Source organism: uncultured Granulicatella sp. (assembly GCF_963545075.1).
Taxonomy (GTDB): domain Bacteria; phylum Bacillota; class Bacilli; order Lactobacillales; family Aerococcaceae; genus Granulicatella.
In genome coordinates, this window is record NZ_CAUUHX010000063.1 from 1 (window position 1) to 9,432 (window position 9,432).

At 32.0% G+C, this 9,432-nt stretch carries 10 protein-coding genes and 1 pseudogene; 10 read left to right on the forward strand and 1 reads right to left on the reverse strand.

The features are described from left to right. Positions 1-34: 34 nt before the first annotated feature. The 10 genes from tig (at position 35) to RWZ86_RS07685 (ending at position 8,820) form a co-directional block, all read left to right on the forward strand. The gene (tig, locus tag RWZ86_RS07640) at positions 35-1,315 is read left to right on the forward strand and encodes a trigger factor (RefSeq protein ID WP_314681095.1); all 1,281 of its coding nucleotides are present in this window, start codon (positions 35-37) and stop codon (positions 1,313-1,315) included. Between the two features lie 134 nt (positions 1,316-1,449). After that, positions 1,450-2,703, forward strand: coding sequence for an ATP-dependent Clp protease ATP-binding subunit ClpX (gene clpX, locus RWZ86_RS07645; RefSeq protein ID WP_399545024.1), 1,254 nt, complete (start codon positions 1,450-1,452; stop codon positions 2,701-2,703). A 16-nt stretch (positions 2,704-2,719) separates the two neighbouring features. Continuing rightward, positions 2,720-3,994, forward strand: a complete 1,275-nt coding sequence (locus tag RWZ86_RS07650) for an MFS transporter (RefSeq protein WP_314681102.1) — start codon at positions 2,720-2,722, stop codon at positions 3,992-3,994. 2 nt (positions 3,995-3,996) lie between these two features. After that, on the forward strand, positions 3,997-4,590 hold the full coding sequence (gene yihA, locus RWZ86_RS07655) for a ribosome biogenesis GTP-binding protein YihA/YsxC (RefSeq protein WP_314111832.1): 594 nt from the start codon (positions 3,997-3,999) through the stop codon (positions 4,588-4,590). Positions 4,591-4,595: 5 nt separating this feature from the next. Further along, positions 4,596-5,021 (forward strand): GNAT family N-acetyltransferase, encoded by a 426-nt coding sequence (locus RWZ86_RS07660; RefSeq protein WP_314681104.1) that lies wholly within the window; start codon positions 4,596-4,598, stop codon positions 5,019-5,021. A gap of 64 nt (positions 5,022-5,085) precedes the next feature. Further along, positions 5,086-5,388: an iron-sulfur cluster biosynthesis protein gene (locus RWZ86_RS07665; RefSeq protein WP_314681108.1), complete on the forward strand. Its 303-nt coding sequence runs from the start codon at positions 5,086-5,088 to the stop codon at positions 5,386-5,388. Positions 5,389-5,587: 199 nt separating this feature from the next. Then, a complete protein-coding gene (locus tag RWZ86_RS07670) occupies positions 5,588-6,823 on the forward strand; it encodes a carbohydrate-binding domain-containing protein (RefSeq protein WP_314681110.1) in 1,236 nt (411 codons plus the stop codon). Positions 6,824-7,018: 195 nt separating this feature from the next. Further along, entirely contained in the window at positions 7,019-8,164 is a 1,146-nt protein-coding gene (tgt, locus tag RWZ86_RS07675; RefSeq protein ID WP_227931275.1) for a tRNA guanosine(34) transglycosylase Tgt, read from the forward strand. Positions 8,165-8,220: 56 nt separating this feature from the next. Then, positions 8,221-8,520 carry a preprotein translocase subunit YajC gene (gene yajC, locus RWZ86_RS07680; RefSeq protein WP_006702525.1) on the forward strand — a complete coding sequence of 100 codons (300 nt, stop codon included), beginning with the start codon at positions 8,221-8,223 and terminating at the stop codon, positions 8,518-8,520. A 15-nt stretch (positions 8,521-8,535) separates the two neighbouring features. Continuing rightward, on the forward strand, positions 8,536-8,820 hold the full coding sequence (locus tag RWZ86_RS07685; RefSeq protein WP_314681113.1) for a post-transcriptional regulator: 285 nt from the start codon (positions 8,536-8,538) through the stop codon (positions 8,818-8,820). Between the two features lie 285 nt (positions 8,821-9,105). Here RWZ86_RS07685 and RWZ86_RS07690 read toward each other — a convergent pair. Beyond that, a pseudogene (locus tag RWZ86_RS07690) lies at positions 9,106-9,432 on the reverse strand (hypothetical protein); the annotation flags it as partial.

The window sequence follows — 9,432 nt, forward strand, 5'->3', positions numbered from 1 at the left end:
ATTTGATGAAGTAAGAATTTTTTGGAGGAAAGCTATGACAGCAAAATTTGAAAAAATCAACACAAATGAAGTTGTGTTAACATTTGAAATTTCACAAGAATCAATCAAAAAAGGGTTAGAAGTTGCTTTTAACCGTGTGAAAAAGAACTTAAACGTTCCTGGATTCCGTAAAGGTAAAGTAAGTCGTCAAGTCTTCAACAAAATGTATGGTGAAGAAGCATTATATCAAGATGCATTAAACTACTTATTACCAGATGCATACGATAATGCAGTTGAAGAAACTGGTATTTTCCCAGTAACTCAACCAAAAATTGACATCGAATCTTTAGAAAAAGGTCAAGCATGGGTAATTAAAGCAACTGTAATTGTTAAACCTGAAGTTAAATTAGGTGAATACAAAGGATTAACAGTTGAAAAACAAGATCGTACAGTTTCTGAACAAGATGTAGAAGATCGTTTATTACAAGAACAAGCTAAATCAGCTGAATTAGTGGTTAAAGAAGGTGCTGCTGAATTAGCAGACACAGTTGTAATTGACTTTGAAGGTTTCTTAGGAGAAGAAGCTTTTGAAGGCGGAAAAGGTGAGAACTACTCATTAGAATTAGGTTCAGGTTCATTCATTCCTGGATTTGAAGATCAATTAGTAGGCGCTAAAGAAGGCGACAACGTTGAAGTGAAAGTTACATTCCCAGAAGAATACCATGCAGAAAACTTAAAAGGTCAAGATGCTGTATTCAAAGTAACAGTTCACGAAGTTAAAACAAAAGAATTACCTGAACTAACAGATGAATTCGCTAAAGACATTGATGATTCAGTTGAAACATTAGCTGAATTAAAAGAAAAATTCCGTAAAGAATTAGAAGAAGCTAAAGCTGAAGCAGCTGACGAAGCTGTAGCTGACTTAGCATTACGTCAAGCAGTTGAAAATGCTGAAATCGTAGAATTACCAGCTGAAATGGTTCACGAAGAAGTACACCGTCAAATGCAACACTACTTAAACGACATGCGTCGTAACGGTATTACACCAGAAATGTACTACCAAATCACAGGTACAACTGAAGCTGATTTACACAAAATGATGGAAAAAGATGCTGATGTTCGTACTAAAACTAACTTGGTAGTAGAACAAATCGTTAAAGATGAAAACATTGAAGTAACAGATGCTGACGTTGATGCAGAAGTAAAAGAATTAGCTGCTCAATATGGTATGGAAGAAGGAGCTGTTCGTGCAGCTGTTTCAGTTGAAATGTTGAAAAACGATATCTCAATGAAGAAAGCATTAGCTTTAATTACTGAATCTGCAGTAGAAGCATAATACTAAAAGTGATTAAGAACAATCTTGGAAACAAGGTTGTTCTTTTTTTGTTTGAAAATACTTCATCTAGGATGGACTTTTCTTGTTCAAACTACTCAGATATGCTAATCTACTATTATAGTGTCAAAAATTGAATGGAGGTTACGTATTTGTATAAAGATAAAGAAAATCATGTCTGCTGTTCATTTTGTGGGAAGTCACAAGATCAAGTAAAAAAAATCATTGCAGGACCAGATGTTTTTATTTGTAATGAATGTGTAGATTTATGTAAGGAAATTATTGATGAAGAATTATTAACGCAATTTTTTGAGGGGGAAATTACAGTTCCAAAGCCACAAGAAATTCGTGAAATTTTAAATGAATATGTGATTGGACAAGACAATGCTAAAAAAGCATTAGCAGTTGCTGTTTATAATCACTATAAACGAATTAACCATTTAGTAGAAGATGATGGAGTAGAGTTACAAAAGAGTAATATTTGTTTAATTGGACCAACTGGTTCAGGGAAAACTTACTTAGCTCAATCATTAGCTCGCTTATTAAATGTTCCATTTGCAATTGCAGATGCAACAACATTAACAGAAGCTGGATATGTTGGAGAAGATGTGGAAAATATTTTACTAAAACTTCTTCAAGCAACTGATTATGATGTAGAACGTGCGCAAAAAGGAATTATTTATATTGATGAAATTGATAAAATCGCACGTAAAAGCGAAAATGTATCGATTACACGGGATGTAAGTGGTGAAGGCGTACAACAAGCGCTATTAAAAATTTTAGAAGGAACTGTTGCATCTGTTCCTCCTCAAGGTGGACGCAAGCATCCGCAACAAGAATTAATTCAAATCGATACAACGGATATTTTATTCATTGTTGGTGGAGCTTTTGATGGAATTGAAACAATCGTTAAAGAGAGACTTGGAGCTAAAGTCATTGGATTTGGTTCTTCAAATAAAAACTTTAGCGAACATGAAAGTTTAATGCAAATGATTATTCCAGAAGATTTACAAAAATTTGGATTAATTCCTGAATTTATTGGACGTTTACCAATTATTGCAGCATTAGAAAAATTAGAACAAAAAGATTTAGTATCTATTTTAACAGAACCTAAAAATGCATTAGTGAAACAATATCAAAAACTTTTCTTAATGGATGAAGTTGAATTAGAATTCGATCAAGAAGCATTAGATGCTATTGCCTCTAAAGCGATTGAACGTAAAACTGGTGCACGTGGATTACGTTCAATTATTGAATCGGTTATGATGGATTTAATGTTTGAAATTCCAAGTAGAGAAGAAGTTTCTAAAGTAGTTGTTACAAAAGCCGTTGTAGATAATGAAGGACAACCAGAATTGTACAATAAAAAAGGGAAATTATTGAAAGCTTAATTTTAGGGGGAATTTTATGTCTGCAATTCGTAAGTTTTTTGCAAGTCGTTATACGAAAGAAGAATTTTCATGGATTTTACAAGATTGGGCTAATTCAGTGTATTCATTAATGATTACAACAGCTATTTTTCCAATTTTCTTTAAAACAGTTACAACGAATGCAGGAGTAACTGCTGCAAATTCGACAGCATATTTAGGATATGCAAACTCGATTGCTACTTTTGTTGTTTCGGTCATGGCTCCTGTTTTAGGTGCCTTAGCCGATTATAGAGGTTATCGTAACCCAATGTTCACAGTTTCTACTATGGTAGGGGTATTTTCTGTATTAGGAATGATGTTTACTGGTAGTGATCAATGGATGTACTTATTGATCTTATATACGATTTCTGCCATTGGATTTTCAGCTTCGAATATTTTTTATGATAGTTCAATTATGGATGTAACAACATATGATCGTATGGACCGTATCTCAGCAGCAGGTTATGGATACGGGTATATTGGAAGTGTTATTCCATTTGTATTATTTATGATGATTATGCAATTTTCATCTTTAGCTGGAGATGTTATTGTTAAAATTGGATTTTTCATCACTGCAGTTTGGTGGTTTGTATTTACCATTCCATTTTGGAAACATGTAAAACAGAAAAACTTTATTGAACATGACAAACATCCTATATATGATAGTTTTACTCGTTTATTTGAAACGATTAAACATATTCGTGAACATAAGCAAGTATTCTTATTTTTAATTGCTTATTTCTTCTATATTGATGGAATTGGAACAATTATAAAAATGGCAACAGCTGTTGGTAGTGATGTGGGATTAGATGGAAATAGTTTAATTGTTATCCTTTTAATTGTTCAAATTGTTGCTTTTCCATTTAGTATTATTTATGGATATCTTGCTAAAAAGATTGGTGCAAAAAACACAGTATTTTTAGGAATTGCTACTTATATTATTATTTGTATTTTAGCAACAGGGTTAAAAACTTATACAGATTTCTTATTATTAGCCATTTGTATAGGTACTGCTCAAGGTGGGGTACAATCCATTAGTCGTTCTATTTTTGGACAAATTATTCCTGCAAATCGTGCGAATGAATTTTTTGGATTTTACAATATTTTTGGAAAATTCTCATCCATTTTAGGAACAACATTATTAGGAATTACAGCACAAATGACTGGTAATTCCCTAGATGGAGTCTTTTCTCTAATTGTTCTATTCTTAATTGGAGGAGGATTACTATTCTTTGTTAAAATTAATCCTCAAACAACAGAGGAAGGAGCATAAGTATGAAAGTGACAAATGCTGAATTTACGATTAGTGCAGTTGGTCCCAATCAATATCCAACGGATCAAAAAGTTGAAATTGCTTTATCTGGTCGTTCGAATGTGGGAAAATCATCTTTTATTAATCGTTTAATTCAACGCAAAAGTTTAGCTAGAACCTCTAGTAAACCAGGTAAAACTCAGACATTAAACTTTTATCATATTAACGATTTATTTTACTTTGTCGATGTTCCTGGTTATGGATACGCAAAAGTCTCAAAAAAAGAACGTGAAAAATGGGGAAAAATGATTGAAGAGTATATTACAACTCGTGAAAATCTTGAATTAGTTTTAATCCTCGTTGATTTCCGTCATGAACCAAGTACAGAAGATGTACAAATGCGTGAATTTTTAGAATATTATGAAATTCCTTATCGAATTATTATGACGAAGTGTGACAAAATTCCTCGTGGTAAATGGAATAAACATGTGAGTCAAATTCGAAAAGCTTTTGGGAAGCCACCGGAAGAATTATTTTTAACATTTTCTTCTGAAACAGGAGAAGGTGTTGAAAAAGCTTGGGAATGGATTGAATCAATCGTATTAGATGAGGAGTGAATAGGATGATTGGGTATAAGAAAAATGATGTAGTTTCTTTTGAAGAAATATTTCCATTATATGAGGCAGTAGGATGGACGAATTATACGACTAATCCAACAATGTTACAAAATGCATTAGAACATAGTTTGTTTATTCTTACAGCAAGAGATGGAGAAGGAAAATTAATTGGATTTTTAAGAGCAGTAGGAGATGGTTATTCTATTCTCTATATTCAAGATATTATTGTACTTCCCGAGTATCAAAGACAGGGGATTGGTACACAATTACTTCGTCAAACACTGGAGTATTTTAATGAGGTTTATCAAATCATTTTAACTACGGATAGTGAATTAAAAACAATTGCATTTTATGAAGCAAATGGATTTACAGCTTTGTCTAAATATGAATGTACTTCTTTTATGGCTAATCCGATGCTACAAGCAAAGTAAAAGCAAGATTTTTAAAACTATGGTAAACTTGAATTAAGAAATGATGAGTCAAAGGATGGGGCATATGAAATTAACAATTGATGAAAAATCACAAGCATGGTTTGAAGAAGAAATGGGAGTTTCTAAAGAAAGAGGAGTTCGTTTTTTAGGAAAAGTATATGGATGTAGTCCAATTCATGAAGGCTTTTCTTTAGCCGTAGAAGTTGATACACCAAATAATCCATTTGTTAGCGTAGAAAAAAATGGGATTACTTATTTTGTTGAGACAGGTGATGAATGGTTTTTCCAAAATCATGATTTAGATGTCGTATTTGATGAAAAACTAAAAGAACCATCCTATAGTTATCGTGCCATTCAAACTGCATAAAAAATAATTGTACAAGCTTTTCTCTAATCATAAGAGTATGGTTAACTAATAGTTAGGTTATATTCTTAATTAGAGAAAAGTTTTTTTTTATAAAAATTTATTTAACAAAAATGTTATAGATTATTCATAAACTTTCTATTTTAAATTCAAAAATATTCATTACTATAAGTTCATCTCAAAAAGAAAGAGAGGGATTTATATGACTTTAAAAAAATATCAATTTGTTTTAATAGGCTTATCAACGACATTATTGATGACAGCTTGTACCCAAGCAGGTGCAAAAACAGCTAATGGAACTAAAACGAATGATTCTAGTATCAGTACAACAACTAATGCAACTTATTTTTCGGATAAAGATTACAAAACTCAATATGATGAAACGACAGCTACAAAGATTCATTTATTAGGAGATACGGTATCGGTTTCAGGAGATGGAGTTTCAACAACAGATTCTATCGTAACTATTTCAAAAGCTGGAACATATTTGATTTCTGGTGAATCGAATGGACTACAATTGAAAGTAGATGCTGATAAAGAAGCAGATATTCATATTATTTTAAAAGGTGTAACGATGACCAATACTAATGCACCTATTAATATTCAAAAAGCAAATGCAGTAACCATTACTTTAGAAGATGGAACGACTAATACCTTAGCAGATTCAAGTGAAAATAGTGATGAAAAAGCGAATGCAGTTTTATTTTCTAAAGTTGATTTAATTATTAATGGAAATGGGACACTAAATATTGATGCTCAAAAAAATAATGGAATTAAAGCAAATGATACACTTCATATTACTGGAGGGACATATCATATAACGTCAATTGGTAATGCATTTAATGTAAATGATGAATTCAATATTACACATACAAAAATGAGTATCGATGCGAAAAAAGATGCTGTGAAAGTAGATAATGATGAAGATCTTTCAGTTGGAAATATGTTTTTATCAGAAAACACGATGACCATTAATGCTGGCGATGACGGCATTCACGCTTCTGGTAATTTAGTAATCGAAAGTGGAACCTATGTCATTGAAAATTCCACAGAAGGAATTGAGGGAAGAGCTATTACGATTCAAGGTGGAGATATCAAAGTTTATGCAAGTGATGATGGAATCAATGCTGCAAATGCAAATGCGAGTCAAGATGAGATATCTTTTACAATGAATGGTGGAAATTTATTTGTAGAAGTAGGAGAAGGTGATACGGATTGTATTGATTCAAACGGAAATATTACAGTAACAGGAGGAACTATTCAATTAGTTGGTCAATCAGGATTTGATTTTGACGGAACTGCTGTTTATACAGGTGGTGAAATTACAATAAATGGTGAAAAACAATCAGAAATCAAAAATTCAATGATGATGGGACCTCCAAATGATGCTAGAGGTTTTAATCATCAGCAAGGAATGCCTCCTCATGATAGACAGTAATATTTATAAGAAATAAAGAAATTTAGTTAAAATATTTTAAAAGAAAAAACTTGATAATAATAATTTTTTAGACATAGTGATTCTATATTAAGGAATCGTTATGTCTTTTTAATTGAAAGTGGAGAAAATATTGGACAAATAGAACATAGTAAGATACAGTTATAGAGTTGACTATTAAAAGAAAGGAATGTAAAAATGACACAACCAGCTGTAACATATCGTTTAATTAAAACAGAAAAACATACAGGTGCTCGTCTTGGAGAAATTATTACACCACATGGTACTTTTCCAACTCCAATGTTTATGCCTGTAGGTACATTAGCAACTGTAAAATCAATGTCTCCTGAAGAATTAGATGAAATGGGAGCCAATATTATTTTAAGTAATACTTATCATTTATGGTTACGCCCAGGTGCGGATATTGTAGATGAAGCAGGAAAATTACATAATTTTATGAATTGGAAAAAAGGAATCTTAACAGATTCAGGTGGTTTCCAAGTGTTTTCTTTAAGTGATATGAGAAGAATTGAAGAAGAAGGAGTACATTTTAGAAATCATTTAAATGGTTCAAAATTATTTTTATCTCCAGAAATTTCAATTGATGTTCAAAATAAACTTGGAGCAGATATTATTATGAGTTTTGACGAATGTCCAGATTTCCATCATACTCATGATTACGTGAAAAATTCCATTGCTCGTACAACTAGATGGGCAGAACGTGGATTGAAAGCTCATAAATCTCCAGAAACGCAAGCTTTATTTGGAATTTTACAAGGAGCAGGATACAAAGATTTACGTATGGATCATGCTAAAGATATGATTTCACTTGATTTCCCAGGGTATTCGATTGGTGGATTATCTGTTGGGGAAACTAAACAAGAAATGAATGAAGTATTAGACTATGTAACACCACTAATTCCATCACACAAACCTCGCTATTTAATGGGAGTAGGTTCTCCGGATTCATTAATTGATGGAGTCATTCGTGGGGTAGATATGTTTGACTGTGTACTTCCAACACGTATCGCAAGAAATGGTACTTGTATGACGAGTGCAGGTCGTCTTGTTGTAAAAAATGCGAAGTATGAACGTGATTTCCGTCCAATCGATGAAAAATGTAATTGCTACACATGTCGTAATTATTCTCGTGCGTATATTCGTCATTTATTTAAAGCAGATGAAACATTTGGCTTACGTTTAACAAGTTATCATAATTTATACTTCTTATTAAACTTAATGAAACAAGTTCGTCAAGCTATTATGGATGATAATTTATTAGAATTCAGAGAAGCATTTTTTGAAGAATATGGATTTAATAAAGAAAATGCTCGTAATTTCTAGTATTCTTAGAAAAAATTTGATACAGTAGTATTACATTACAAGAAGGAGTGTTTTAAATGAGTCAATTAGCATTAATGTTACTTTATATTGTAGCACTAGGAGGAGCTTGGTGGTTCTTTGGTCGTAAAAATCGTGAGCGTACTAAAAAATTACAAGAGCAAATGAATGCTTTGAAAGCTGGGGACCATGTTGTTACCATTGGGGGGTTACATGGAGTAGTTCATTATATTGATACAGTAGATCAAACAGTTGAGATTGATTGCGATGGTGTTTATTTAACATTTGAACGTCGTGCGATTCATCATGTTGTTCCAACAGCTGGAGAAAATAATGTTCCTGTTGTTGATGGAGAATAGTAAAAACTCTTAGTCATGATGGATAAACAAGAAGAATTTTTAGAACAATTTCGTCCTTGGTTAGGATATAAAACGATTGAGTTTATTACACAAGGATATGAATCAATTTCCAGTTATGATATTGCAAGTTATTTTGTGACGTATCGCTGGAAGAAGAATAAACCAGAAAATTTGTTTGAACAAATTTATCAGTTGAATCAATTAACGATTAATGATTATTTTGATTATGAATCGATTATGGCTCAAACTTCAACGGAAATGACATTAGATTCCATTGATTTGAGTGCTTTGTTAGATTAATATTTATATTTTTATTTGACTTATAAATATAATAGCAAACGGACGCCTTCCAGTAATAGAAGCCAATTTGGCTTCTATTACTACTGCTATTATGATAAGTCATTTTTTATTCCCATGGATATGTATAAACCTTTAAAATGTGACTTTATTAAGTAATAAAGAACGCTAGAAAAAGTCATTTCTTTTTTTGTTGAAACTTGAATCTTCATGTATAATAGATTAAGTAAGAAAGGTTGTGGAGTATGAAACATCGATTTAAAGTTTTAGAAGAATTTATGGAAGTTTTTAAACTAAAATGGAATCAATTATTGAATCAAAGAAGAAATGAAGAAATACATCATCATGAAGACCATTCTCATGAACACAGTGAACATCATAGTCACGATTATGATTCTCACCATCATTCTCATGAACACAGTGAACATCATAGTCACGATCATGATTCTCATCATCATTCTCATGAACACAGTGAACATCATAGTCACGATCATGATTTTCACCATCATTCTCATGAGCACAGTGAACATCATAGTCACGATCATGATTCTCACCATCATTCTCATGAACACAGTGAACATCATAATCACGATCATGATTCTCACCATCATTCTC